Here is a 26,556-nt window from a genome sequence, read left to right on the forward strand (position 1 = left end):
CGCAGCAACTGGTGGAGCAGGCGGATATACTTATAATTGGACACCAGGGAACCCAACAGGAGATGGCACTACTTCGGTAACCGGATTAACTGCTGGAACATGGACTTGTACCGTGACCGATGCAAATGGTTGTACTGCAACACGTAATTTCACAATTACTCAGCCAACCGCTTTAGTGGCTACTGCATCTTCACAAACCAACATTTCTTGTAATGGTGGATCCAATGGAGCTGCTTCAATTAATACCCCAACAGGGGGAGCAGGTGGCTATACTTATAACTGGACACCAGGGAACCCAACAGGTGACGGAACAACTTCGGTAACCGGATTGACTGCCGGAACTTGGACTTGTACCGTGACTGATGCTAATGCATGTACAACTTCTCAAACGTTTACTATTACTCAACCAACAGCTATTAGTTTCACTATAACTTCGTTGCCGGGGTATGATTATAATACTTCCTATAGTCAGAGTGTAGTAGCAACTGGAGGTACTGGTTCGATAACTTACGCAGTTACTTCAGGCAGTTTGCCTTCAGGCTTCACTTTATCTCCTGCAGGGGTGATTTCAGGAACGTCTACGCAGGTAGCTGATAGTAATTTTACAGTGACTGCTACAGATGCAAATGCTTGTACTGCAACTTATAACTACACTTTAAAATTAAATCAAATACCAATTACAGTCACAGCTGATGCTTCTCAAGCAAAAGTTTATGGCTCATCAGATCCTGTATTAACTTATACTGTAACTCCTGCATTATTGACAGGTGATTCATTTACAGGTGCTTTGAGTCGATCTACAGGCGAAAATGTAGGTTCTTCTTATGCTATCAATCAAGGAGATCTTTCTGCTGGGAATAAATATTTGATTACTTTCGTTTCTAAAGATTTTACTATTACTGCTAAACCAATTACAGTCACAGCTGATGCTTCGCAAACAAAAGTATATGGAGCTTCTAATCCAGTTTATACTTATACGGTTTCTCCAAGTTTAGTAAGTGGTGATTCATTTACAGGAACTTTAGCAAGAACGGTTGGAGAAAACATTGGAGCTTACGCAATTAATCAAGGAAGTTTAAGTGCAGGAAGTAATTACAACATTACTTATGTTTCTAAAGATTTTACTATTACTGCTAAACCAATTACAGTCACAGCTGATGCTTCGCAAACTAAAGTATATGGAACAGTTGATCCAGTTTATACTTATACGGTTTCTCCAAGTTTAGTAAGTGGTGATTCATTTACAGGAGCTTTAACAAGAACGGCTGGAGAAAACATTGGAGCTTACGCAATTAATCAGGGAAGTTTAAGTGCAGGAAGTAATTACAACATTACTTATGTTTCTAAAGATTTTACTATTACTGCTAAACCAATTACAGTAACTGCTGATGCTTCGCAAACAAAGGTATATGGAGCTTCTAATCCAGTTTATACTTATACGGTTTCTCCAAGTTTAGTAAGTGGTGATTCATTTTCAGGAGCTTTAGCAAGAACGGCTGGAGAAAACATTGGAGCTTACGCAATTAATCAAGGAAGTTTAAGTGCAGGAAGTAATTACAACATTACTTATGTTTCTAAAGATTTTACTATTACTGCTAAACCAATTACAGTAACTGCTGATGCTTCGCAAACAAAGGTATATGGAGCTTCTAATCCAGTTTATACTTATACGGTTTCTCCAAGTTTAGTAAGTGGTGATTCATTTTCAGGAGCTTTAGCAAGAACGGCTGGAGAAAACATTGGAGCTTACGCAATTAATCAAGGAAGTTTAAGTGCAGGAAGTAATTACAACATTACTTATGTTTCTAAAGATTTTACTATTACTGCTAAACCAATTACAGTCACAGCTGATGCTTCGCAAACAAAAGTATATGGAGCTTCTAATCCAGTTTATACTTATACGGTTTCTCCAAGTTTAGTAAGTGGTGATTCATTTACAGGAGCTTTAGCAAGAACGGCTGGAGAAAACATTGGAGCTTACGCAATTAATCAAGGAAGTTTAAGTGCAGGAAGTAATTACAACATTACTTATGTTTCTAAAGATTTTACTATTACTGTTAAACCAATTACAGTAACTGCTGATGCTTCTCAAACAAAAGTATATGGTACATCTAATCCAGTTTATACTTATACGGTTTCTCCAAGTTTAGTAAGTGGTGATTCATTTACAGGAGCTTTAACAAGAACAGCTGGAGAAAATATTGGAACTTATGCAATTAATCAGGGAAGTTTAAGTGCAGGAAGTAATTACACCATTACTTATGTTTCAAAAGATTTTACTATCACTGCTAAACCAGTTACAGTAACGGCTAGTGCTTCTCAAACAAAAGTGTATGGGGCTTCAAATCCTGTTTATGCTTATACAGTTTCTCCAAGTTTAATAAGTGGAGATTCATTTACGGGAGCTTTGACAAGAGTAGCAGGTGAGAATGTAGGGGCGTATGCTATTCAACAAGGTACTTTAAGTGCTGGTACAAATTACACAATTACTTTCGTTAGTAAAGATTTTGTTGTAACTGCTAAGCCAATTACGGTTGCTGCTAATGCTTCTCAAACAAAAGTGTATGGTACATCTGATCCTGTTTATACTTATACGGTTTCTCCAAGTTTAGTGAGTGGGGATTCTTTTACAGGAGCTTTATCAAGAGCAATAGGTGAAGATGTAGGAGTTTATGCTATCACTCAAGGAAGTTTAAATGCAGGTGCAAATTACCTAATGAGTTATGTAGGTGCTAATTTTAGTATTACTAAAGCTAATCAGACTATTACTTGGAATCAGACATTAGAGTTAGGCTGTGATGCAGGATCTTCAAAAAATTTAACCGCAACAGCTAGTAGTGGTTTGCCAGTAAGTTATTCATCTTCTAATACTAACATAGCAACAATTTCAAATAGTGTATTGGCTGTTCATGATTATGGATTTACAACAGTTACAGCTTCACAAGCAGGAAACAATAATTATTTTCCGGCAACGGCAGTTGTATTGACAGTTACAAATAGTCAACCTAATCTAATTAGAAAACAGTTTGCAGATATTATATTCTTCGATAACAGTTCTAGACAGTTTGTGTCTTATACATGGTACAAAGATGGAGTTTTGGTTCCAGGACAAACTTCACAATATTATAAAGAAAACGGATTGTTAAATGGAATCTATTATGCTAAAGCAACTAGATTAGATGGGATGGTGGTTACTACTTGTCCTTTAATTTTGTCTACAACTATTGAAGATGAGTATATCAAAATTGCACCAAATCCAGTTAATCCAAATGCTAAATATGAACTTTTAACCAATGTTGCATCTTCAAAATTACAAAATGCACATATAGAAGTTTATAGTATGGGTGGAGTGCTGATGCAGGATGTTGTTACAAGTCAAAATGTAGTTAGCTTGACAGCGCCAATTGTTGAGGGGATTTATATTGTGAAAATGACTTTGTCCAATGGCAAGATTTTTACAAAAAACCTATTAGTTAAAAATTAAGAAATCACAAAGGCATTACATCCTCTTGATTTAAAGAGGATGTTTGTCTTAAAATAAAAAGAAATGAATTTTAAGATGAAAAAAACAATTTTAGGTTTGGTGTTTTTAATTTCTCAGGGAATTTCTGCTCAATTGTATGTAGGTGTTCAATCTGGAATTGGAAATATTCAACATGATGTAAGTGGAGTAGCAACAGCTAATCGTTTAGGAGCTGCTTTAAAAGTAGGCTATATTTATTCGTTAACAAGTCATATTGGAGTAGGAACAGGATTGGAATTTTCGCAATACAAACAAGAGGCTTCTTTCATGAACTATTCAGGTAAGTTAAGCAGTTTTGAGGTTGATCCTTCTACATCAGCTTTTCAGTATGAAGTAACAACTAGTGGTTATAATGAAAAACAAACACTTCATGCTTTGCAGATTCCTGTTTTCTTTCAGTATAAAACCAATATCAATAAAGGAATAGATTTTAATTTCAGAGCGGGAGCTAAATACTTTTTACCATTAAAATATAAGATTGATGCAAAAGCAGAATCTGTAAAGGGAACAGCATATTATCCGGATGTAAATTTATTTATTGATGATTTACCTCAATACGGTTTTGGAAGTCAGACTAATTATGCAGCAACGGGAGAGTATGACACTAAAGGAGTGTTCATGAGTATGTTTGAATTAGGATTTACATTTGATATGGGAGCCAAGAATTCTCTGTATGCCGCAATGTTTTTAGAGAATGGATATGGTTCTATATTGGATCAAAAAGACGATAAATCTTTTATTGGTTACAATCCAACTTCTGTTAGTGATAGAAAAGCGAATGGATTATATAGTAAAGATAAAGATGCTAAATTACGTCTAGTGGGCTTTGGGGTTACGTTGGGATGGAATTTTAAATAATTCTTATATAGAAATAATAAGAAAAGGTCCTGAGTAATCGGGACCTTTTTTGTTGAAATAATATTTTAATGATGTGCAATTGGATCTGGGTTGCCGTCAGGGTCGCCTGAAACATTTCCTGATGTGTGTACTGTTCCTAATAACAATAATCCACATACATGAGGGCTTGCCATTGAAGTTCCGCTTATGGTATTCATGCCTCCGCCTTTCCATAATGATTGAATGGATACGCCCGGAGCACAAAAGTCTACAGGAGATCCGAAATTTGAAAAATAGGCAAAAACATCATTTTTGTCCATAGCCGAAACGGTATAAATGTTAGTGCCATTAGCACTGGCAGGAGAGTAATTATTTGCGTCAGCGCCATCATTTCCGGCTGCGATTGCAAATTTAACTTTTATTGAAGCGTTAATAACCGCGTCGTTAAGTGCCGAATTTGAAGGTCCTCCCAAACTCATATTTGCTGCATCGCCTTCATTACCGTTAGCTCCTACATATTCTACTCCTGCAATAACACCAGAATAGGAACCGCTGCCACGACTGTCCAAAACCCTAACAGCTACAACTGTGGCTCCTGCAGCAACTCCTATTACGTTGATTTCGTTATTTATTGCTGCGACTGTCCCTGCTACATGTGTTCCGTGACCATTTCCGTCGTCAGGATTGTTTGCATCTTTGCCTCCTAAAAAACTTTTACTTCGATTAGTATCCACATTCAAATCGGGGTGATCTAAATCAATGCCGGTGTCTATAATCCAAGCGGTTTTTCCTATTCCGCTAATTCCGCCTCCTACACGGTTTATTCCCCAAGGAATAACTTCTGCAGCAGGGGTTGTGCCTCCTCCTCCAGGTCTTCCTTTTAAAATAGATAATTCAGGATTAAGTGTAATAATGTAATCTTGTTCTATAGATTTAACTCGGTCATCTTGTCTTAGATGTAATAATTGTTCGTCATCCAGTTGGGCTGCAAATCCACTAACGCCATAGCCATAGGTTTGCTGAATTTTGTCAGAAGTGAGTTTTATTGTGGAAAATCGGGCTACATAATCCTTTTTTAAGGACGCCATTCTTTCGGTGTATTTTTGATTGGCATATTTGCCTGATACATTTTCTTTCAATACGACAACATACTGACCTTCGATAGGTTCCATAGTATAATTGGCAAGCGGACTTAATTCTTTAACCTCGATTAAATCATTGTTTTGGCAACTTGTGATTAGGAATAAGGAAGGAAGAATGAAGATGAATACGCGACGAATTTGTAAGCTAAAGTTTTTCATTGGAATGGTGTTTAAAAGGTTTGGTTAGAGAAATAAAGTTAATTAAAAAATAATAGTTAAACAATTGTTAATGTGTTTGTTAGTTGGTTTTTGCTTGAATTCTTGTGAAATAGTTTTGTTTGTAATTTTTTTATGGCAAATAGTTGTAGAAATTAATGTTTTTTTGTTGATAACTTGACTTTAGATTGGCATTAAAAAAAACTAAATTTGAAATTCTTGATTTTTTATAGTGCTATTTTTTATAGTGCATAAAATCAATGGTTTATGTTGTTGGGATTTGGGGTTTTTAAATTTGGCTTTTTATAATTATGTATTTAATATTCGATACTGAAACTACAGGGTTACCAAAGCGTTGGGATGCGCCAATTACTGATACAGCCAATTGGCCAAGATGTATCCAAATCGCTTGGCAATTGCATGATGAAATGGGGCAACTCATCGAGCATCAGGATTATCTGGTAAAACCGGATGGTTTTAATATTCCCTATGATGCGGAGCGTATTCACGGAATCTCAACTGAGCTTGCAGAAGCCGAAGGAATCACTTTGGCTGAGGTTTTGGAGAAATTTAATATCGCTTTGGGTAAGGCCAAATTTATTGTTGGTCAAAATCTTGGTTTTGATGTCAATATTATGGGTTGTGAATTTCACCGAATGGCTGTGGATTCACCTATGGCATCCATGCCGGTTTTGGATACTTGTACCGAAGTGACGGCTAATTTATTGAAATTACCCGGCGGTCGTGGTGGGAAATTCAAATTGCCTACATTGACCGAGTTGCACGAATATTTATTCAACGTTCCTTTTGCGGAAGCGCATAATGCTACTGCCGATGTTGAGGCAACTACCCGTTGTTTTTTAGAATTAATTAAAAGAGAAGTTTTTACTAAGGAGGAATTAGATGTTCCGGCTTCTTATTTTCAGGAATTTCAGGCTAAAAATCCGCAGGAAATTCAGCTTATCGGGTTAAAACATATTAACCTGAAAGCGGCTTCGGATAAAATTCGTGAGCAACTTCAAAAAACAGAAGGCAATGTAGTACAGACGTCTATTTCTGATGAAGATAGAAAAGATTTTAAAGAGGCCAAATTTGCTCATTTACACAATCATACACAGTTTTCGGTTTTGCAATCAACTATTGGAATTGGTCCTTTAGTTGCGGCTACTGTAAAAAATAAATTTCCGGCTGTTGCGATGACCGATACCGGAAATATGATGGGAGCTTTCCATTTTGTGAGTGCGGTGATGAATCACAATAAAGGAGCTTCTGCTAAAAATAAAGCCTTAGTAGAAAGCGGAGAAGAACCTACAGAGACAGAAGTGAAACCTATTGTAGGTTGTGAGTTTAATATTTGTGAAAATCACAAAGATAAAACCAAAAAAGACAACGGATATCAGGTGGTGTTGATGGCTAAAAATAAAAATGGTTATCATAATCTGGCTAAAATGGCTTCGATAGCTTATGTGGATGGTTTTTATTATGTGCCTCGTATTGATCGTTCGGTAGTTGAAAAATACAAAGAAGATATCATGGTTTTATCCGGAAATCTCTACGGGGAAATTCCGAGTAAAATTTTAAATATTGGTGAAAACCAGGCTGAGGAAGCTTTGCTTTGGTGGAAATCTCAGTTTGGGGATGATTTTTATCTCGAAATCATGCGTCATAATCAGGAAGATGAAAACAGGGTGAATAAAACCCTGATTGAATTTTCTAAAAAACACAATGTAAAGTTAATTGCGACTAATAATACTTATTACGTAAACAAGGAAGATGCCAATGCACACGATATCTTGTTGTGTGTGAAAGATGGTGAAAAGCAAGCAACTCCAATTGGTCGTGGTCGTGGCTACCGTTATGGATTGCCTAATCAGGAATATTATTATAAGTCGGAGGAAGAGATGAAAAATCTCTTTGCCGACTTGCCGGAAGCGATAATTAATATTCAGGAAATTATTGATAAGGTCGAAATTTACTCTTTGTATCGTGATGTATTGCTTCCAAAATTTGAAATTCCGGACGAATTTAAAGTAGCCGAAGATTTGGCTGATGGCGGAGTACGCGGAGAAAATGCTTATCTGCGTCATTTGACTTATACAGGAGCAGAACGTCGTTACGAAGCAATTACAGATGAAGTTCGGGAGCGTTTGGATTTCGAGTTGATGACTATTTCGAATTCAGGATATCCGGGTTACTTTTTGATTGTACAGGATTTCATTGCCGAAGCGCGTAAAATGGGAGTTTCGGTGGGTCCGGGTCGTGGATCGGCGGCAGGTTCAGCGGTGGCTTATTGTTTAGGGATTACCAATATTGATCCAATAAAATATGATTTGCTTTTTGAGCGTTTCCTGAATCCGGATCGTGTATCCATGCCCGATATTGATATCGACTTTGATGATGAGGGTCGTGGTCGTGTCATGGATTATGTAATCAATAAATACGGAGCCAATCAGGTAGCACAAATTATTACCTATGGTAAAATGGCAACCAAGTCAGCTATTCGTGATACGGCTCGTGTACTGGATTTACCTCTTTTTGAAGCGGACAGAATTGCCAAACTGATACCGGCTATGATGCCTGGGAAATGGAATCTGGCTCGTTTTATTTCTGAGAGTGAGGATGATGTTAAAAAGGCGTTGAAGTCTTCGGAAGAATTTGATAGAGTTAAAGAATTAATTGCCATTGCTAATGAAGAAGATTTAGCAGGAGAAACCATTCAGCAGGCTAAGATTTTGGAGGGTTCGATGCGTAATACCGGAATTCACGCCTGTGGGGTGATTATTACGCCGGATGATATTACGAATTTCGTACCGGTTACTACAGCTAAAGATTCGGATTTATATGTGACCCAATTTGATAACTCGGTTGCAGAAAGTGCCGGATTGTTAAAGATGGACTTCTTGGGGTTGAAGACCCTGACTTTGATTAAAGACACCGTGAAATTGGTGAAATACCGAACCGGAATTGAACTCAATCCGGATAATTTCCCAATTGATGATGTCAAAACCTATGAGTTGTTCCAAAGAGGAGAAACAGTAGGGGTTTTCCAATACGAGTCGCCCGGAATGCAGAAATACATGAAGGATTTAAAACCAACGGTTTTTGCCGATTTGATTGCGATGAATGCCTTGTATCGTCCGGGACCTTTGGAGTATATTCCTTCTTTCGTTCGTCGAAAAAATGGAGAAGAAGAGATCACCTATGACTTAGATGCCTGTGAAGAATATTTGGGAGAAACCTATGGAATTACGGTATATCAGGAGCAGGTAATGCTTTTGTCTCAAAAATTAGCCGGATTTTCTAAGGGTGATGCCGACGTACTTCGTAAAGCGATGGGTAAAAAGCAGAAGGATGTACTGGATAAAATGAAAGGGAAGTTTATTGATCAGGCAGTTGCTAATGGTCATGACGAGAAAAAATTAGATAAAATTTGGACCGACTGGGAGGCGTTTGCGAGTTATGCCTTCAATAAATCGCACTCAACCTGTTATGCCTGGGTGGCTTATCAAACGGCTTATTTGAAAGCACATTATCCGGCTGAATATATGGCTGCGGTTCTTTCGAATAACATGAATGATATCAAGCAGGTTTCCTTTTTTATGGAAGAATGTAAGCGAATGGGCTTGCAGGTATTAGGACCTTCGGTAAATGAATCGTTCTATAAGTTTACGGTAAATGATAATTATGCTGTTCGTTTTGGAATGGGAGCGATTAAGGGAGTGGGTGCAGGAGCTGTAGAAACTATTGTAGAAAACAGAAAAAACGGATTGTATAAATCAATTTTTGATTTGGCTAAACGAATTGATTTGCGTGCAGCTAATAAAAAAGCTTTTGAAAATTTGGCGTTAGCCGGAGGTTTTGACTGTTTTGCAGATACACACAGAGCCCAATATTTTCATGATGAAGGAGATGGAATTACTTTTTATGAAAAAGCCATGCGTTATGGTTCTAAGTTTCAGGAAAATGAAAATTCGTCTCAGGTAAGTTTGTTTGGCGAGACTTCCGAAGTGCAAATTGCCGAACCTGTTGTTCCGCCTTGTGAGGATTGGAGCACGATGGAAAAACTGGCTAAGGAAAAAGAAGTAGTAGGTATTTATATTTCGGGACATCCACTGGATGATTTTAGATTTGAAATGAAATATTTCTGCAATGCCAAATTAGAAGCTTTAAAAACAATGGAAGCCTATGTGGGTAAGACACTAACCTTTGGTGGAATTATTAATAATGTACAGCATCGTGTTGCTAAGAATGGTAAAGGATGGGCTTCATTTGCTTTGGAAGGTTATGATGAAAGTTATGAGTTCCGAATTTTTGGAGAGGAGTATCTGAAGTTTCGTCATTTCTTTATTCAGAACAATTTTATGTTTGTGAAAGTAACCATAAAAGAAGGCTGGATGAATCAGGAAACAGGTAAGAAAGGAGAGCCTAGATTGCAATTTGTTGAAATGAAACAGTTGCAGGATGTGTTAGAATCTTTTGCTAAAAAACTCATTGTTTTGTTGAATATTAAAGATTTGCATCCTGATTTTATACATAGGCTAAGTCATCTTTTCAATGCAAATAAAGGAGATAATCTAGTTACGTTTGAGGTAATGGAACTTGAAAAAATTAAAAAATTAATTGAAGTTGCTCCGGTTGATGACGAAATTGAAGAAGTGGTTTTTGATGATGAAAATGAAGATGCTGAAGTAGCGGATGCTTCGCAAAGCAAGCCCGTGCAGGTTACAGAAGTGGAAGAAGTAAAAGTTGTGACCAAATTAAGTATGGTGAGCAGAAGGCTTAAAGTAAAAATTTCGAATGAATTATTACAGGAGTTAGAAAAAATGCAGGTGAATTTTAAATTGAATTAAAGTATTTTTTTTATAACCCGTTGGGTGAAATTATTAAAAACGTCAGTTCGAGTGTTTTTTGTGTAGTGAAACGAAACAAAAAATGTATCGAGAACCGTTTTTAATAAAATTTTTCTTGTTCTCGATACGATTTTCTACCGAAAATCACTCGAACTGACGAAAAATCACCATCAAAAACTAATTTCATCCAACGGGTTTTTTATAATAATAATTAACAATATATTAATAGCTAAAACTGATTTTGGTATGGTGTTTAGTAAGTATTTAATTTCTAAATTTGCATAGTGTTTAAGGAATTAAATACTTTAGATTATAAACTTTTAAATAAAGAAATATGGCATTAGCAATTACAGATGCTACTTTTGAAGAAGTAGTTTTGAAATCAGATAAACCAGTTATGGTAGATTTTTGGGCAGCATGGTGTGGGCCTTGTAGAATGGTTGGACCAATCATTGACGAGTTAAGTACTGAATACGACGGAAAAGTTGTTGTAGGGAAAGTTGATGTTGATGCAAACCAAGAGTTTGCTGCTAAATACGGAGTAAGAAACATACCAACAGTGTTGGTTTTTCATAACGGAGAAGTCGTAGGTAAACAAGTAGGAGTAGCTCCTAAACAAACTTACGCAGATAGTTTAGACGCATTGTTGTAATCGTAAGATTATGATGTATATGAGAAAAAGGTTTGGCGAGAGTCAAGCCTTTTTCTATTTTTAGCCTTTTAAAGTTCTTTAAATGAAAACAGTTAAATATTTATTTTGTTTTTTAAGTATCTGCGCATTTGCGCAAAATAATACGGTTGCTGATAAATTAGGAGTGCCGGGAATAGCTAAAGAATTAGCAGTGTATAGAAAACAACAACTTTCGGATGTGCATTATATGCTTTCTTTTGCTATACCTAGAAATAAAACAGAACAGATTCTGTCAAAATTGCAATTAGAATGTAAAGTTTCTAATTTGTTGAATCCTTTATTTTTAGATTTTAACGAAAAAAAAGAGCATCTAAAATCGGTACAGGTAAATGGTAAAATGATACCGGTTATGCATAAAAACCAACATCTGATCGTGTCTCCAAACTATTTGAAATTAGGAAAGAACACAATTACAATTGATTTCATTGCAGGGAATTTGTCATTGAATAGAAATGATGATTATTTGTATACTTTGCTAGTGCCAGACAGAGCCAGTACCCTTTTTCCTTGTTTTGATCAGCCGGATTTAAAAGCAAAATATACCTTGACCATTACGGCTCCTGGTGATTGGAAAGTGCAAACTGCTGCTGCGGTTGAAAAACAAATTCGTAAAGCTAATTCGATAACCTACAAGTTTAGGGCTTCTGATAAAATGAGTACCTATTTGTTTTCTTTCATTGCAGGGAAATTTAATGAGGTAAAAAAGAATCCTAGACATTTTGATATCACTATGTTGTATCGTGAAACTGATACGGCTAAAATAAAGGCATCAATTGATGAAGCGTTTAATCTACATGAAAAATCGCTTTCTTTCCTGGAAGAATATACCAAGGTTAAATTTCCTTTTCAAAAATTTGATTTCGCTACGATTCCTAGTCATCCTTTTGGAGGAATGGAGCATGTAGGTGCAATACAATATAAGGAGTCGAGTGTTTTTTTAGATAATAGTGCAACAAGTAATGAAAAACTCAGTCGGGCAAAATTAATCGGACATGAAACGGCTCATATGTGGTTTGGTGATTTGGTGACCATGAAATGGTTTGATGATGTGTGGATGAAAGAGGTTTTTGCCAATTTTATGGCTGCTAAAATTATGAATCCAGCTTTTCCGGAGATCAATCATAATTTACAGTTTTTATTAGCTCATTATCCTAATGCGTATGATGAAGATCGTACATTGGGGACACATCCTATTCGTCAAAACTTAGAAAATTTGAAAGATGCAGGCTCGCTTTATGGAAATATAATCTATAATAAAGCACCAATTATGATGCAACAGTTGGAGGTATTAATTGGTGCTGAAAATTTTCAAAAAGGAGTTCAAAAATACATTCAGCAATATGCGAATGATAATGCCGATTGGGATCAATTGGTTGCTATTTTAGATCAGGAAACTCCGGTTGATTTGAAACAATGGAGTAAGGTTTGGGTTAACGAATCCGGTAGGCCAATCATCAGTAGTACGGTAGAATATGATACAGCTAACCATATCAAAAATTTTGAAATCAGTCAGCGAGCCGAAGATGGTTCTGATAAATTATGGCCACAAACTTTTGAAATAGCATTGGTTTATGATAATGAAATCAAAGTGCAAAAGGTGGATTTGAATACTAAGAAATTGTCACTTAGTGCATTGAATGGTCTTTTAAAACCGAATTTTATTATTTATAATTACAATGGTTATGGATATGGCGTTTTTCCACTTAACGAGGCAGAAATAGATAAAATTGCATCTATTAAAGATGACGTAGCAAGAGCTGCTGCTTATATCAATTTAAATGAAAATGTTCAGGCAGCTTCTGTTGCTCCAACGAAGGTTTTAACTGTTTTGCTGAAAGATATAGCTGTTGAATCGAATGAGTTAATTGTACAGGAGTTGGCAGGGAATATTCGTGCTAATTTTTGGGATTATTTAACCATAAAGCAACAACAGCAATTTCAGAATAAAATAGAGGAAGGTTGTTATGCGTTGTTGCAAACAGATAAAACTTCAAATGTCAAAAAGATTTTGTTTAATCTTTTTGCATCGGTTGCTTATTCAGATTCTGGGAAAGAGCGTTTGTATGGCATTTGGAATAAAACAGATAAAATAGAAGCGTTGAGGCTTAATGAAGATGATTACGAAAAAATGGCCATGCTGTTATCTTTGTATCAACATCCTAAAGCGGTTGAGATCCTTGCTCAAACATTGGCAGAAACTAAAAATCCGGATCGTAAAAACCGATTGGAATTTTTAATGCCGGCGCTGTCCAATGATGTTGCTGTTCGCGATGCGTTTATGCAGTCGTTTAAAGATGAAAAAAACAGAGTTCATGGTAACTGGGTGATTACTGCGTTGAGTTATATGAATCATCCTTTGCGCCAGCAAAATGCGCAAAAAGATTTAAGACTGTGCTTAGACATGTTGCCTGAAGTACAACGAACTGGGGATTTGTTTTTTCCTAAAAGTTGGTTAAGTGTTACTATTGGTAATTACACTTCGACTTATGCTCTAGAGATTGTGGAATCCTATTTAAGTGAAAATCCAAATATGAACCCAATGCTTAAACGGAAATTGTTGCAGGCTACAGATGCTTTATACAGAGCGCAAAAAATAAAAAAAGACGAGCTATGAAAATAGAATCTCAAATAGGGAAAATTTCCAGTTTCCAACATTTAGAGTTGCTTGCTAATCAAGTGGTGGAAGGTTTTATTTCAGGGATGCACAAAAGTCCGTTTCATGGATTTTCGGCTGAGTTTGCCGAGCATAAAGTTTATAATACGGGAGAAAGTACCAAGCATATTGATTGGAAATTGTTTGCAAAAACCGATCGTTTGTATACCAAACAATTTGAAGAAGAAACCAACTTGCGTTGTCATATCATTATTGATAATTCTTCGTCGATGCATTATCCTAAATTGAAAACGACTCAAAATTTTTATGAAAATAAAATAGGTTTTTCTGTTTTAACTTCGGCCGTTTTGATGAATCTTTTAAAAAAACAAAGAGATGCGGTGGGTTTAAGTGTGTTTTCAGATACTTATGAATATTATGCGCCTGAAAAAGGAAGTGATCGTCATCATAGGATGGTATTAAATGCGCTGGAAAATTTATTGGATGAGCCAAAAGAGAAGAAAAGTACCGATACTATTACTTTTTTACATCAAATAGCCGAAAAGATACATCGTCGTTCTATGATTGTACTCTTTACGGATATGTTTCAAACTGCTGATGAAGAACGTTTATTGAGTGCCTTACAACATTTAAAACATAATAAACATAAAGTAGTTTTGTTTCATGTTACAGATGATAAAACTGAGCTAAATTTTGATTTTGATAATGCTCCACGAAAATTTATCGATGTGGAAACGGGTGAAGAGATAGTTGTTTTTGCTGATAATGTCAAAGAAGAATATGCAAAAAAAGCTAATGATTACATTAAAAAGCTAGTTTTAAGTTGTGCTCAAAACAAAATTAAGTACGTTCCGGTGAGTGTAAGGGAAAATTTTGAAAAAATATTACTGACTTATTTGATTGAAAAACAAAACTTTGGTTGATTCTTTGAAAAAATATTTATTATTTTTAATCAAAACACTTGTGTAAATAGAAATCTGTTGTATCTTTGCCACCGCAATAAAGCAGAGGTTTGGTAGTTCAGTTGGTTAGAATACATGCCTGTCACGCATGGGGTCGCGGGTTCGAGTCCCGTCCAGACCGCTAATATTGGGAAAGCCTTTCGTAACAGAAAGGCTTTTTTTTCCACTATACGGTATCGAAAGCTAGTTGTGTTGTTTGGTTAGCCTTAGTAACGCTAACCTTGGTTTAGTAGTTAGACCAATGAAAAGCTTTTCACTTAATTGTGAATGGCTTTTTTGATTTAAATTCAAGCTTAAAATAAGAATATAAAAGAATTTTGAAAAATTTCATTTTGCTCTTGTTTTTAAATAAAATTATATTGTATATTTGCACTCGCAATAAAGCAGAGGTTTGGTAGTTCAGTTGGTTAGAATACATGCCTGTCACGCATGGGGTCGCGGGTTCGAGTCCCGTCCAGACCGCAAATTTGCAAGAAAGCCTTTCTTAATCGAAAGGCTTTTTTTATTCGATTAATTTGAAAATATAAAAACTATTCCTCCTTTCTTTTTATCTTTAGAAAAATCAAAAAATCATTGTATTTTTATAAAATATTAGTCGAATTCAAAAACAAGGCCTTGAGGTATTATTACTTTTTTTTACTCTTCACCATATTCAATTCCTGTCAATACTTTGAAAAACAAGTGCCGTCAGAAAAAGAATTGTTGCAAAAGGAATTGAAGTCCATCAATTGGAAAGAAGTCGATGAGTATCCTTCTTTTGTGGATTGTGATAAACTAGATGAAAAAATCCAACGCCAGCAATGTTTTTTTGATAGTCTGACCCAACTAATACAGGAAAAATTACAGTTGGATACGCTTTCGGCTCTTTATCCGGAACTGGATACAATCGAGGTTAAAGTGACCGTTTTTCCTAATTCTAAAATGCAGTTTGAACCTCAGTTTCCTAAAGATTCGGTTGCTTATGATACTATTAAAATTGATAGTATTCTCCATGCCCGATTGATTAATTTTCCAAAAGTAAATCCAGCTTTAAAACAAGGAATTCCGGTAAAAACCCAATTTATTCTTCCGGTAATTATAAAAGTGGAATAGTTTTTTTGGAGCTATTTCCAGCTTTCGCCTTTATCTCATTCCGTTGCACTTCATGAGGATATCGGCTCTACCTGCCAGTCGGCAAACAGGTCTGGGCTAGGGATTAGGTGGTTTTTTAGACGAATATTAAAATCAAAAACGTCTGCCTTTCCATTCGTATTTTCCAGTTATGGAATACAAAGCGACACTAACACTGAAAATAGGATAAAGTAAACTACTCGCTAAAAAATAATGTATTTTGCTGTTTAAGAATTGATTTGTTTTATAAATCAATATATAGTCAATTAAAAATTTTGTAATTATTAAGAACAATAAGGAATAGAAATCTTCTATTCCAAACAATAAATAATAACTAATCAACAACAAACTACTATTTCCGGAAAACACTACCAAACCTAAAATTTTACCAAAATTACTTTGATAAGAACTCGTTTTTGATGCCCAGCGGACTCTTTGATAAAATAAGGATTTCCAGTCGTTTAAAGCTTTTGTAGTGACAATGGTATTCTCTGATTTTAGATAATGTACTTTGTCTGGAAATTTGGTGAGGGCTTTTTGCAAAAGAAAAACATCATCGCCGCTGGCAATAGTATCATTTCCTTCAAAACCATTTAATTCCAGAAAAAGTGATTTTTTATAAGCTAGATTTGCACCATTGCACATAAAACCTTTCCCGATGCCGAAACTACCGATAGTGGCTCCTTGTAAACTGGCTAAATCCAGTTGCTGAAAATGATGTAAAAATGAATTATTATTATTGTAGGTCACCGCTCCGGCTATCATGCTTGTTGCGTGATTTTGAATGTAATTATCTAAAGTTAAAAGCCAATTTTTATGGACAATACAATCGGCATCAGTGGTGATGATCCAATTGGTTTTTACCATTTTTATGGCGGTTGTTATGGCGTCTTTTTTTGGAGAATTTGAAATTCGGATATTGTTTATAACTGAAATTTGAAATTTGGAATTTGGAATTTGGAATTTATCTGTTGATGCATCATTAACCAAAATCATTTCAATCAAATCCATTGGATAGTTTAATCTGGAAATACTATCTAAAAGCAAAGGCAGATTCTCGGCTTCGTTTCGAAATGGAACTACAATTGTGAAGGCTGTTTTTGGTGTTAAGTTTAAGTCATCAAAAGTTTTTACTTTCGAAAATCCATAAACTAAAATTGAAATAGTTGTAAAGTAAATGGATAATATGATGATTAAAAAAAGCATTATGCAATTTTTTGAGTTTTGAAATTCAAAACATAGTAACTCCCAATTACAACTGGAATAACAACATTAAGAAACCACATGAGTGTGGCAATAAAAACGACAATCCACTCATTGACTCCCAGAATTCCAAAGAAATAAATAGCAACACTCCCTTTTACCGCAAAATCCAAAAATTGAAAAGTGGGTAGGGATGAAGCTAGAAAATACACACTGCTAATGGTGGCAATTAACGTGAAATAAGGTAAATCAACATCAAATGCTAAGAACAAAAAATAATACTGATGCGAAAAAACAAGGTAACGGCAAATGCCAAATAGCAAATTTTTTTGGTGAATCGATTTTGGAATTTCGTTAATCTTATGAATTAACTTTTCGATAGAATAACCTTTGATTGCGAATTTTTTTATCGAAAAAAGAAAAGCAAAAACAGTGCTTAAAATTCCAAACAATATCAAAACGGTTTTAGGTGTAATGATGTTGAAAAGCGAATTGAAATAAAGCAAACCAAAGATTCCAAAAATGATAGTGAGTATCATTTGAATTCCGTTGCAAATCAGGTTTAGGAAAACCACTTTTTTAGCATCCGATTTTTTAAAAAACAAAGCTTTTCCAGCATATTCACCTACGCCGTTTGGAGTGAAGAGTCCGGCTGTTAAGGCGGCTAACACTTGTTTTGTGGATTCTGCTGTATTAATTTTATGGATATGTTGCGCCATTTTGCCATTTTAGAATTTCAAAATAACGATTCAAAACACTCAGGCTCAGAATAAAAAGAATTCCTGAAACAGACTGGTTTTTGTGGAATATAACAGTGAATTTATTCCAGTCTAGTTTGTCGTTATTTGCTAGTTGGTTGTAAATAAAATAAAAGGCGCCACCAACAATCAAAATTTTGATTAGAAGTACAAGGAATTGCTTAGTTTTGTGAGGAATTGAAATCATTGGTACAAAGAAACGAAAACTTTAAACTTTGTACTTTAATCTTAGTAATAAATCTTTTGGCAAACGAACGCATCATATTAGGAATTGACCCTGGAACAACTATTATGGGTTTTGGTTTGATACGCGTTATCAATAAAAAAATGGAGTTCGTGCAATTGAACGAATTGCAATTGTCTAAATATGACAATCATTACCAAAAATTGAAGATCATTTTTGAGCGTACCATTGAGTTGATAGATTCTCATTGTCCGGATGAAATTGCTATTGAAGCGCCTTTCTTTGGGAAAAATGTACAATCGATGTTGAAGTTAGGACGTGCACAGGGTGTGGCTATGGCTGCTGGTTTGTCTCGTGGAATTCCCATTACGGAATATGAACCTAAGAAAATCAAAATGGCAATTACCGGAAACGGAAATGCCAGCAAAGAACAGGTAGCTAAAATGCTGCAACAGCTTTTAGGGTTAAAAGAATTACCTAAAAACCTCGATTCAACTGATGGATTGGCTGCTGCGGTTTGTCACTTTTTCAATTCCGGAAAAGTAGTGGCTGGTAAAAGTTATTCGGGTTGGGATGCTTTTGTGAAGCAAAATGAAGGGAGAGTTAACAAATAGTGGTCAGTATTCAGTATTCAGTCTCAGTACTGTAAACTGCGACTGTAACTGTAAACTAAAATAAATGTCAGGGATCTACATACACATACCTTTCTGCAAGCAAGCTTGTCATTACTGTGATTTTCATTTTTCGACTTCGATGAAGAAGAAAGACGAAATGGTTTTGGCTTTGGCCAAAGAAATTGTCATGCGGAAAAGTGAGTTTCTCGACTGCGCTCGAAGTAGCAAAGAAGAGTATGTTGAAACCATTTATTTCGGCGGCGGAACACCTAGTAGATTGTCTATTGCTGATTTGAAATTGCTGATGGATGCCGTTTTTGATAATTACAGCATTTCTAAAAATCCTGAAATTACCTTAGAAGCTAACCCAGATGATTTATCTGAAGAGTATTTAATTTCATTAAAGCAATTAGGAATTAATCGTTTGTCTATTGGGATCCAGTCTTTTTTTGAAGATGATTTGCAAATGATGAATCGGGCGCATAATTCGGCGGAAGCCAAAAAATGTTTGGAAATCGCCACTAAATATTTTGACAATATTTCGCTGGATTTGATTTATGGAATTCCGAATATGAGTAACGACAAGTGGAAACAGAATATAGAAACCGCTTTGAGTTTTGGTATCCTGCATATTTCGAGTTATGCTTTGACAGTGGAATCTAAGACGGCTTTGGATAAATTGATTCAAAAAGGGCAAATTGCTGAGCCTAAAGATGAGGTAGCTTCGGAACATTTTATGATTTTGGTGGAAACGCTTGAAGCAAACGGATTTGTGCATTACGAATTGTCAAATTTTGGAAAACCGGATTATTTTTCCAGAAATAATTCTGCCTATTGGTTGGGTGAAAAATACATCGGAATTGGACCTTCAGCACATAGCTATGATGGGATTTCAAGAAGTTGGAACATAGCTAATAATTCATTGTATTTAAAAAATATTCAGGATGATAAATTGCCCAATGAAACCGAAAAGCTTTCTGTTGAAGATCGTTATAACGAATATATTATGACAGGATTGCGAACCATTTGGGGAGTTTCTCTTAATAGGATAGAGATTGAATTTGGGCAAACTTATTTGGATTATTTGCTTAAACAATCACAGAAGTTTCTTAATGACGATTTACTTTTTATAGAAAATGAAGTCCTGAAGCCTACTCTAAAAGGAAAGTTTTTAGCAGATGGAATTGCAAGTGATTTGTTTATCCTGAATTAATTTCAGGATCTGTTCATTTTTAAAACAGATATTTATGGAAAAAGGATTTATATATATATTGACTAATAAAAATCATACTGTTTTATACGTAGGTGCAACAAAAATTTAAAAAAAAGAATTATTGTCATATTAATGGGACTGGTGCTGTTTTTACTAAAAAATACAACGCAACTATATTAATTTATTTTGAAGAATTTGATTCTTATCCCAATGGTTTTAAAAGAGAGAAACAATTAAAAAACTGTCACAAAGACTGAAAATTGAATTTAATAAAATTAGTAAATCCGGAATTAAAAGATTTATATTTGAGTTTATAAATGTATCTCATTGTGAGATGCTGAAATAAATTCAGCACAAATAAAAACAACAATTGGCAATTTAAAAGTCCTTTTTATAAACCATTTTATATAAATATGATTATTGTTTCCACCGATAAAAGCAAATTAGATATTCCTTTTATTCATGATTTTTTAAAAGATATTTATTGGGCGGCTCCCAGAACCATTGAAGAAGTACAGCTTTGTGTTGATAGTTCGTTTTGTTTTGGAATTTATTTGAATGAGAAGCAAATAGGTTTTGCCCGTGTGATTACTGATTATGTGGTTTTTGCTTATTTAATGGATGTTTTTATTGATGAAAAATATCGTGGGAATGGTTATTCGTCTTTGTTGATTGATGCCATGATGAAAGAACCAAAATTGCAATCAGTTAAAATATGGAGATTAGCTACTACCGATGCACATTTTTTATATCGAAAATTTGATTTTAAAGAATTGGCGAACCCAGAAAAATTAATGGAAAAAGTTTTGTGATGAATTTAGAGGAGTTTTATGAATATTGTATTTCTAAAAAAGGAGTGACTGAACATTTTCCTTTTGATCAGGATACTTTAGTGTTTAAGATAGGCGGAAAGATGTTTGCGCTTTCATCTTTAAAACAATGGGAAATTGGTAATCCTTCGGTGAATTTAAAATGCAATCCAGATTTGGCGAAAGAATGGAGAATTCAGTTTGAAGGGATTCAGCCAGGATTTCACATGAATAAAAAACATTGGAACACGGTTACTATAAATTCGGATGTTTCGGATGCTTTTTTAAAAGAAATGATTGAACAGTCTTATGTGTTGGTTTTTAGTAGTTTAACTAAGAAAGATCAAAATGAGATTGTAGCTTTAGGATAAAATAAAATCATTAATTGTTTAATTTTTAGGATTTTAGCTATTTTTTGCGAAATTATTGAGTAAAAATTACCAAAATTTGTTTTTTTAATTTAAATTCTTCATATTTGCGATGTAAACGTTTACATTATTCAAATTGTCAAATCTAAAAGCAGTAGCGGAGCATTCTCAGGTTTCTATAGCCACAGTATCTAGGGTTATTAATAACGATCCTAAGGTAAGTAAAGAGACTATGCTTAAAGTTCAGGCTTCAATTGCTGTTTTAGAGTACAAGCCAAATCGTGTAGCCCAACGTTTAAGAAGTACCAGCAAGAAAACTAAATTGTTAGGGCTGGTTATTCCTGATATTCAAAACCCTTTTTTCGTTGATGTAGTCAGAGGTGTTGAGGATTATGCTTATCAAAATAATTTTGCGGTTATGATTGGCAATTTTGGACAGGATGAAAAGAAGGAAAAACTGTATTTAGATATTTTGCAGTCTGAAAATATCGATGGTTTGATAGTTGCACCAATTCACGGAAAAGATAAAGGAGTTGAGAATTTAGTCAAAAAAAATATTCCGGTAGTTTGTATTGATCGAGGCTTGACTGATATTGATGTTGATGTAGTTAAAGTAGATAATGAACAAGGAGCTTTTAATGCTATTGATCATTTACTCAGTCTGGGACATAAGCGAATTGCTTTTATCTCAGGTAATTTTAAAATTCCAACATATATTGAGCGTTTGAATGGTTATAAAAAAGCCTTTGTTAAACACGGAGTTCCTTATAATGAAAATCTAGTTTTTGCAAGAGATACTGATTATAAAAGTGGATTTGAAATAGCCAATAAAATTTTAGAATTAGATGATAGGCCTACAGCTATTTTTTCAGGAAATAATCTGTTGACTTTGGGAGCGCTTGAAGCAATACATGCTAAAAGTATCAAAATCCCCGAAGAGATTTCGATAATAGGTTTTGATGATATGCCTTGGTCCATTTCGTTAAATCCGCCATTGAGTGCTGTACGTCAGCCAGGTTTTAATATGGGGCGAAAAGCAGCTGAAATGTTGTATGACAGAATTTTGAATCCAAATAGCAAAAAAGAAAAAGTTATTTTGGAAACAGAACTTATGATTAGAAAATCGACTATTCGTATTGAATAGTTTTTTTTATATCAATAAATGTAAACGTTTACATTTATTGATATAAAGTCTTTTTTTGTGATATAAAATTATTTTATAGTGGTTTATAGAAAAAATAGAGAATGAAAGAAATTGTAATTTTAAATCCTAATCGCGTTGTTTTCGGGGAGGGAAGTATGCAACGATTTGTCAATGATTTTATCGAAAAAGGTTTTAAACGTATGTTTTTATTAAGCATAGTTGAGCTAAGAAGTGTTTTGGCTCCTTTTTTAGATGAATTGAAATTACAAGGAATTGAAATTGCTACTGATGAATCGATAGTAGGAGAGCCTACTTTTGAAGATTTTAATAAAGTTTTGCTTGACGCAAAAGCATTTGGAGCCGACAGTGTTGTGGGTATTGGAGGAGGAAGTGTATTGGATGTTGCAAAATTAATTGCAGCTCAATTAAAGAATACTCAAACTTTAGATGAGGTCAAAGGAATAGGTAATCTTAAAGAAAGACAAATTTATGTGGCCTGTATTCCTACTACTTCTGGAACTGGTAGTGAGGTTTCGCCTAATGCTATTTTCGTAAACGAATTGGGAGAAAAAGTTGGAATTATTAGTCCGTATTTAGTACCTGACGCTGCTTATATTGATCCGGTTTTGACTGTTTCTTTACCAAAAAGTATCACTGCAGCTACAGGAATTGATGCTTTGACACATTGTTTAGAAGCTTATACTAATAAATTTGCCCATCCTTTTGTGGATTTATATGCCTTAGAAGGTGTTCGGTTAATTGCGAAATATTTAAAAAGAGCCTGTGATAATGGAGCCGATTTAGAAGCCCGAGCACAGGTGGCTTTAGGAAGTATGTATGGTGGCATGTGTTTGGGGCCTGTTAATACAGCTGCTGTTCATGCGTTGTCGTATCCTTTGGGGGTAGAATATCATATTCCTCATGGCTTGTCGAATGCATTGTTGTTGCCTTATGTCATGGAATATAATATTGAAGCAGATGCTAGTAAATACGAGCGAATCGCCGAAGTTTTAGGTGCTGAGAAAAAAGCAACTTCAAAGGAAACTGCTTTAGAAGGGGTAAAAATCATGAAGCAATTAATTGCCGATTGTGGTTTGCCACTTACGTTGAGTGAGGCCGGGGTGAAAGAAGAATCGATTCCTCAATTGGCCGAAGGAGCCATAAAAGTGCAACGTTTGTTGAAAAATAATATTAGAGAAATTGCCGTAGAAGATGCAGTTGCCATTTATCAGTCGGCTTTTTAGTTAGATATCATGAAAAATATAAAAAAGTATAATGGAGTAGTAGTTCCGATGGTGACACCATTTAGGACTGATTTGAGTATTGATCTGGATGCCGTTAGCAATTTAGTAAATCACTTAATCGATGGTGGATGTCATCCTTTTGTTTTAGGGACTACAGGAGAATCGAGCTCGATTTCTTTCGAAAGTAAAGTGGCCTTAGTTAAAAAAACAGTAGAAGCTGCTAAAGGAAAAGCTATGGTTTATGCAGGAATTTCAGGGAATTGTTTTCAGGAATCATTAGATCTGGCTAAGGTTTACACTGATTTAGGAGTGGATGTTTTAGTGGCTCACGTTCCCTATTATTATCCTTTGAATCAAAATCATATTTTGAATTATTTCCAACAATTGGCATCAGCAGTTGCATTGCCGTTGATTGTTTATAATATGCCAATGACAACCAATATGTCAATTGATTTAGAAACGGCTGATGAATTGAGTAAGCATCCTAATATTGTTGGATACAAAGAATCCGAAAGAGGTGAAGAGCGTATGACCAAAGCTATCGGATTGTGGAAAGACAGAGCTGATTTCTCTTATCTGTTAGGTTGGGCGGCTAAATCTTATGAAGCTATGAAATTTGGAGCAGATGGTTTGGTGCCAAGTACCGGAAATTTAACTCCTGAATTGTATAGTACTATTTACAATGCAGTGCTAGCTGGTGATGATTCTTCGGCAAAAGCAGCACAGGATAAAAGTGATGCTATTTCTAAAATTTATCAGGAAAATCAAGTATTGGTAAATGCTATTCCAATTCTGAAATGTTTATTGTCTAAAAACAATCTTTGTACAAAAGAAGTTTTATTGCCTATGATTGCTATTAACGAAGCTGATGAGAAAATTGCATTAGAAAAAATGAATAACTACGGAAACGATTTAAAAAGCTTAAACAGTATTTCATAATGGAAAATAATAAACCAATCTTAGGAATCACAATGGGTGATCCTGCCAGTATAGGGCCAGAAGTAGCTGTAAAAGCTTTGTTAGATTCAAAAGTTTATGAGGTAAGTCGTCCCGTTTTAGTGGGTGAAGCAGATGTTTTTGAGCAAGCTATCGCTTTTTGTGGTTTGGATTTAAAAGTAAATCGTATTTCAAAAATCGCAGAGGCCAAATTTGAAAAAGGTACTGCAGATGTTTTTGACTTAAATTATATGAATATCGCCGATTTAAAGATGGGCGAAATTACTGCCGAAGCAGGTGATGTGTCTTTTAGAACCGTAGTTAGAAATATCGAATTGGCCTTAGCGGGTGAAATTGACGGTACGGTTACAGGACCTATAAACAAAGAGTCTATCCAAAAAGCAGGACACATTTTTGCTGGGCATACCGAAATCTATGCGCATTATACCGATACCAAAAAATACGGAATGTTATTAGTGGAAGAAAATTTAAGAGTAGTGCATGTTTCAACACATGTTTCTCTTAGACAAGCCTGCGATTTAGTAAAAAAAGACCGAATTCTCGACACTATTTTTCTTATAGATGACGCCTGTAAAAAACTGGGTGTAGCTAATCCAAAAATAGGTGTAGCAGGATTAAATCCGCATGCTAGTGACGGAGGATTATTTGGTTGGGAAGAAGAACAGGAAATTTTACCAGCTGTTCAGGAAGCTTTAAAAAGAGGTTTTAATGTAGAAGGACCAATTCCTGCTGATACTCTTTTTCCAAAAGCAATTGGAGGTGTTTATGATGGTTGTGTGGCTATGTACCACGATCAGGGTCATATTCCTTTTAAAACAGTAGGTTTTAATTGGGATCAGACTAAAGGTCAAATGAAAAGTGTAAGAGGGGTTAACATTACCTTAGGGCTGCCTATTATTAGAACTTCTGTAGATCATGGTACCGCAATGGAAATTGCCGGTAAGGGTATTGCCAGTCCTGACGCGATGGTGCTAGCAATAGAGTATGCAGCTAAATTACATATAAACAAACAGCTCAATAATTAGTAGTGATGATAGCGGTTATATCAGATGATTTTACAGGTGCTGCCGAAATAGGCGGAATAGGTCTTCGTAACGGTTTTACCGTTACAATAGACACTAGCGTAAATACAGATTATGACTGTGATATTTTGGTAATTGCAACCGATACAAGATCTTTATGCAAAACGGAAGCACAAAAAGAAATTAAAAAGGTTACAGAAGAATTACTTAAATTACGCCCCGATTTTATTTATAAAAAAACCGATTCCTTGCTTAGAGGGAGAGTTGGAGATGAATTAGATGTGCAGTTACACGTTTCTGGTAAGAAAAAAGTATTGTTAGTTCCTGCTAATCCATCTCTGAATCGGACTATAGTAGACGGGGTTTATTATATAAATAAAATTCCTTTGATGGAATCGGGTCTTTTTGAAGATGAATTTGATCAGGGCTGTACTTCTAATGTTATTGATTTGATTGGTAATGATTATAAAGAGCAATCATTTTCGGTTTCATTGGGTCAGGAAATGCCTTGTGAAGGTTTTATTATTGGAAATACACCAACAAATGAAGATCTCATGGGGTGGGCTAGTGCAATAGATGAAACTGTATTGCCAGCAGGAGGTGCAGGTTTTTTTAATGCTATTTTAGCCAAAATTAAAAAGGAGGTTAAATCCAATACATTTAATTTTGGAAAAAAAGCCTTGTATGTATGCGGAAGTAATTATACCCCAAGTAGGGAGGTGGTTAGGAAAGTAAAAGAAGCGGGTGGCAGTGTTTTGTATATGCCTAAAGCCATACTTTGTGAAGAAAATGCAGAGCGATTAATAGTCGAATGGTCGGAGCAAATTAGTGATGCAATTGAAAAAAAAGATAAAATAATAATAGCTGTTGATACCTTAGTGTGTAAGGATCTAAAAGTTCTTTCAGAAAGGATAAGAGAAACATTTGCCAGAGTAATAAAAAAAGTGCTTGAAAAAGTACAATTGGAAGAATTATTGATAGAAGGTGGGGCAACAGCTTATTCTATAATTGAGTATTTAGAATATAAAAAGTTTTACCCTGAGCAGGAATTAGCGCAAGGGGTAATTAGAATGAGAATTGAGCAACAAAAAGAAATGTATTTAACCCTAAAGCCAGGGAGTTATCAATGGACTGAGTCTATCTGGAAATTTTAAT

18 protein-coding genes, 2 tRNA genes and 1 pseudogene are annotated in these 26,556 nt (G+C 35.1%); 18 read left to right on the forward strand and 3 right to left on the reverse strand.

The window, feature by feature from the left end:
* Both AAEO59_RS07380 and AAEO59_RS07385 read left to right on the forward strand, forming a co-directional pair.
* A partial coding sequence (locus tag AAEO59_RS07380; protein WP_341700095.1) for an MBG domain-containing protein occupies nucleotides 1-3,484 on the forward strand: 3,484 nt, incomplete at its 5' end.
* Between the two features lie 75 nt (nucleotides 3,485-3,559).
* Nucleotides 3,560-4,381 carry an outer membrane beta-barrel protein gene (locus AAEO59_RS07385; RefSeq protein WP_341700096.1) on the forward strand — a complete coding sequence of 274 codons (822 nt, stop codon included), beginning with the start codon at nucleotides 3,560-3,562 and terminating at the stop codon, nucleotides 4,379-4,381.
* Nucleotides 4,382-4,446: 65 nt separating this feature from the next.
* On the opposite strand, the gene AAEO59_RS07390 is transcribed toward AAEO59_RS07385, so the two are convergent.
* Nucleotides 4,447-5,661, reverse strand: coding sequence for a S8 family serine peptidase (locus tag AAEO59_RS07390; RefSeq protein ID WP_341700097.1), 1,215 nt, complete (start codon nucleotides 5,659-5,661; stop codon nucleotides 4,447-4,449).
* Between the two features lie 308 nt (nucleotides 5,662-5,969).
* Between AAEO59_RS07390 and dnaE the strand changes: the two genes are divergently transcribed.
* From dnaE to AAEO59_RS07425, 7 genes are all read left to right on the forward strand, one after another.
* Nucleotides 5,970-10,508, forward strand: coding sequence for a DNA polymerase III subunit alpha (gene dnaE, locus AAEO59_RS07395; RefSeq protein ID WP_341700098.1), 4,539 nt, complete (start codon nucleotides 5,970-5,972; stop codon nucleotides 10,506-10,508).
* Between the two features lie 334 nt (nucleotides 10,509-10,842).
* A complete protein-coding gene (gene trxA / locus AAEO59_RS07400; protein ID WP_026708908.1) occupies nucleotides 10,843-11,160 on the forward strand; it encodes a thioredoxin in 318 nt (105 codons plus the stop codon).
* An 82-nt stretch (nucleotides 11,161-11,242) separates the two neighbouring features.
* Entirely contained in the window at nucleotides 11,243-13,813 is a 2,571-nt protein-coding gene (locus AAEO59_RS07405; RefSeq protein ID WP_341700099.1) for a M1 family aminopeptidase, read from the forward strand.
* Nucleotides 13,810-14,736 carry a DUF58 domain-containing protein gene (locus AAEO59_RS07410; RefSeq protein WP_341700100.1) on the forward strand — a complete coding sequence of 309 codons (927 nt, stop codon included), beginning with the start codon at nucleotides 13,810-13,812 and terminating at the stop codon, nucleotides 14,734-14,736. Before AAEO59_RS07405 ends, AAEO59_RS07410 begins: the two co-directional genes overlap by 4 nt.
* Nucleotides 14,737-14,822: 86 nt before the next feature.
* Nucleotides 14,823-14,896 (forward strand) — tRNA-Asp (locus tag AAEO59_RS07415).
* 267 nt (nucleotides 14,897-15,163) lie between these two features.
* Nucleotides 15,164-15,237: transfer RNA gene (locus tag AAEO59_RS07420), tRNA-Asp, on the forward strand.
* Between the two features lie 153 nt (nucleotides 15,238-15,390).
* The gene (locus AAEO59_RS07425) at nucleotides 15,391-15,867 is read left to right on the forward strand and encodes a hypothetical protein (RefSeq protein ID WP_341700101.1); all 477 of its coding nucleotides are present in this window, start codon (nucleotides 15,391-15,393) and stop codon (nucleotides 15,865-15,867) included.
* Between the two features lie 132 nt (nucleotides 15,868-15,999).
* On the opposite strand, the gene AAEO59_RS07430 is transcribed toward AAEO59_RS07425, so the two are convergent.
* Both AAEO59_RS07430 and AAEO59_RS07435 read right to left on the reverse strand, forming a co-directional pair.
* Nucleotides 16,000-17,091: a glycosyltransferase family 2 protein gene (locus tag AAEO59_RS07430; protein WP_341700102.1), complete on the reverse strand. Its 1,092-nt coding sequence runs from the start codon at nucleotides 17,089-17,091 to the stop codon at nucleotides 16,000-16,002.
* Nucleotides 17,091-18,033 (reverse strand): annotated as a pseudogene (locus AAEO59_RS07435) (hypothetical protein). Before AAEO59_RS07435 ends, AAEO59_RS07430 begins: the two are co-directional and overlap by 1 nt.
* A 56-nt stretch (nucleotides 18,034-18,089) precedes the next feature.
* Between AAEO59_RS07435 and ruvC the strand changes: the two are divergent.
* The 9 genes from ruvC (at nucleotide 18,090) to AAEO59_RS07480 (ending at nucleotide 26,555) form a co-directional block, all read left to right on the forward strand.
* Nucleotides 18,090-18,644, forward strand: coding sequence for a crossover junction endodeoxyribonuclease RuvC (ruvC, locus tag AAEO59_RS07440; protein WP_341700103.1), 555 nt, complete (start codon nucleotides 18,090-18,092; stop codon nucleotides 18,642-18,644).
* 64 nt (nucleotides 18,645-18,708) lie between these two features.
* Nucleotides 18,709-19,857 carry a radical SAM family heme chaperone HemW gene (hemW, locus tag AAEO59_RS07445; protein WP_341700104.1) on the forward strand — a complete coding sequence of 383 codons (1,149 nt, stop codon included), beginning with the start codon at nucleotides 18,709-18,711 and terminating at the stop codon, nucleotides 19,855-19,857.
* Between the two features lie 413 nt (nucleotides 19,858-20,270).
* Entirely contained in the window at nucleotides 20,271-20,669 is a 399-nt protein-coding gene (locus tag AAEO59_RS07450) for a GNAT family N-acetyltransferase (protein WP_341700105.1), read from the forward strand.
* Nucleotides 20,669-21,037 (forward strand): MmcQ/YjbR family DNA-binding protein, encoded by a 369-nt coding sequence (locus tag AAEO59_RS07455; RefSeq protein ID WP_341700106.1) that lies wholly within the window; start codon nucleotides 20,669-20,671, stop codon nucleotides 21,035-21,037. Before AAEO59_RS07450 ends, AAEO59_RS07455 begins: the two co-directional genes overlap by 1 nt.
* A 133-nt stretch (nucleotides 21,038-21,170) precedes the next feature.
* Entirely contained in the window at nucleotides 21,171-22,178 is a 1,008-nt protein-coding gene (locus AAEO59_RS07460; RefSeq protein WP_341700107.1) for a LacI family DNA-binding transcriptional regulator, read from the forward strand.
* A gap of 101 nt (nucleotides 22,179-22,279) precedes the next feature.
* Nucleotides 22,280-23,422 (forward strand): iron-containing alcohol dehydrogenase, encoded by a 1,143-nt coding sequence (locus tag AAEO59_RS07465; protein ID WP_341700108.1) that lies wholly within the window; start codon nucleotides 22,280-22,282, stop codon nucleotides 23,420-23,422.
* Nucleotides 23,423-23,431: 9 nt separating this feature from the next.
* Nucleotides 23,432-24,361, forward strand: coding sequence for a dihydrodipicolinate synthase family protein (locus AAEO59_RS07470; RefSeq protein ID WP_341700109.1), 930 nt, complete (start codon nucleotides 23,432-23,434; stop codon nucleotides 24,359-24,361).
* Nucleotides 24,361-25,404: a 4-hydroxythreonine-4-phosphate dehydrogenase PdxA gene (gene pdxA, locus AAEO59_RS07475; RefSeq protein WP_341700110.1), complete on the forward strand. Its 1,044-nt coding sequence runs from the start codon at nucleotides 24,361-24,363 to the stop codon at nucleotides 25,402-25,404. The genes AAEO59_RS07470 and pdxA overlap by 1 nt, the downstream gene beginning before the upstream one ends.
* A gap of 5 nt (nucleotides 25,405-25,409) precedes the next feature.
* On the forward strand, nucleotides 25,410-26,555 hold the full coding sequence (locus AAEO59_RS07480) for a four-carbon acid sugar kinase family protein (protein ID WP_341700111.1): 1,146 nt from the start codon (nucleotides 25,410-25,412) through the stop codon (nucleotides 26,553-26,555).
* Nucleotide 26,556: the final 1 nt, after the last annotated feature.

The sequence above is a fragment of the Flavobacterium flavipallidum genome, assembly GCF_038289905.1.
GTDB classification, from domain to species: domain Bacteria; phylum Bacteroidota; class Bacteroidia; order Flavobacteriales; family Flavobacteriaceae; genus Flavobacterium; species Flavobacterium flavipallidum.

What these genes read in the sequence shown, in the direction of transcription:
- AAEO59_RS07385 (WP_341700096.1), top strand. Translation starts at nt 3,560, where the DNA reads ATGAAAAAAACAATTTTAGGTTTGGTGTTTTTAATTTCTCAGGGAATT.
- AAEO59_RS07390 (WP_341700097.1), bottom strand. Translation starts at nt 5,661, where the DNA reads ATGAAAAACTTTAGCTTACAAATTCGTCGCGTATTCATCTTCATTCTT.
- dnaE (WP_341700098.1), top strand. Translation starts at nt 5,970, where the DNA reads ATGTATTTAATATTCGATACTGAAACTACAGGGTTACCAAAGCGTTGG.
- trxA (WP_026708908.1), top strand. Translation starts at nt 10,843, where the DNA reads ATGGCATTAGCAATTACAGATGCTACTTTTGAAGAAGTAGTTTTGAAA.
- AAEO59_RS07405 (WP_341700099.1), top strand. Translation starts at nt 11,243, where the DNA reads ATGAAAACAGTTAAATATTTATTTTGTTTTTTAAGTATCTGCGCATTT.
- AAEO59_RS07410 (WP_341700100.1), top strand. Translation starts at nt 13,810, where the DNA reads ATGAAAATAGAATCTCAAATAGGGAAAATTTCCAGTTTCCAACATTTA.
- AAEO59_RS07430 (WP_341700102.1), bottom strand. Translation starts at nt 17,091, where the DNA reads ATGCTTTTTTTAATCATCATATTATCCATTTACTTTACAACTATTTCA.
- hemW (WP_341700104.1), top strand. Translation starts at nt 18,709, where the DNA reads ATGTCAGGGATCTACATACACATACCTTTCTGCAAGCAAGCTTGTCAT.
- AAEO59_RS07450 (WP_341700105.1), top strand. Translation starts at nt 20,271, where the DNA reads ATGATTATTGTTTCCACCGATAAAAGCAAATTAGATATTCCTTTTATT.
- AAEO59_RS07455 (WP_341700106.1), top strand. Translation starts at nt 20,669, where the DNA reads ATGAATTTAGAGGAGTTTTATGAATATTGTATTTCTAAAAAAGGAGTG.
- AAEO59_RS07465 (WP_341700108.1), top strand. Translation starts at nt 22,280, where the DNA reads ATGAAAGAAATTGTAATTTTAAATCCTAATCGCGTTGTTTTCGGGGAG.
- AAEO59_RS07470 (WP_341700109.1), top strand. Translation starts at nt 23,432, where the DNA reads ATGAAAAATATAAAAAAGTATAATGGAGTAGTAGTTCCGATGGTGACA.
- pdxA (WP_341700110.1), top strand. Translation starts at nt 24,361, where the DNA reads ATGGAAAATAATAAACCAATCTTAGGAATCACAATGGGTGATCCTGCC.
- AAEO59_RS07480 (WP_341700111.1), top strand. Translation starts at nt 25,410, where the DNA reads ATGATAGCGGTTATATCAGATGATTTTACAGGTGCTGCCGAAATAGGC.